The organism is Apilactobacillus ozensis DSM 23829 = JCM 17196 (genome assembly GCF_001435995.1).
Classification (GTDB): Bacteria; Bacillota; Bacilli; order Lactobacillales; family Lactobacillaceae; genus Apilactobacillus; species Apilactobacillus ozensis.
Map to the genome: position 1 here is coordinate 1 of NZ_AYYQ01000025.1, position 279 is coordinate 279.

Genomic DNA, 279 nt, shown 5'->3' on the forward strand with positions numbered 1-279 from the left:
AGCAGAACTTGCACTATTCAAGGCTGCTTGAGCACTTGATGCAGCTTGACTTGCATTACTCATATAAGTGTTGAAATCTGCACTTGGGGCTGATTTAGCCTTTGCTACAGCTTCGCTTGCAGCTGTACTTTGTTTTGCAGCTTCACTTGCATAACTAGCAATGTTGGATTTATCACCACTACCGTAATTATCATTACTTTGTGCTGATGAATTCAATGAAGCTGCGCTACTTGCGGCGTTTGATGCTGCTGTATTTGCACTACTCATTGATGCTGCATT

The 279-nt window shown here is 42.3% G+C and carries 1 pseudogene; it reads right to left on the reverse strand.

Annotated features, from left to right (window positions below):
- Nucleotides 1-267, reverse strand: a pseudogene (locus FD06_RS03140) (hypothetical protein); the annotation flags it as partial.
- Nucleotides 268-279: the final 12 nt, after the last annotated feature.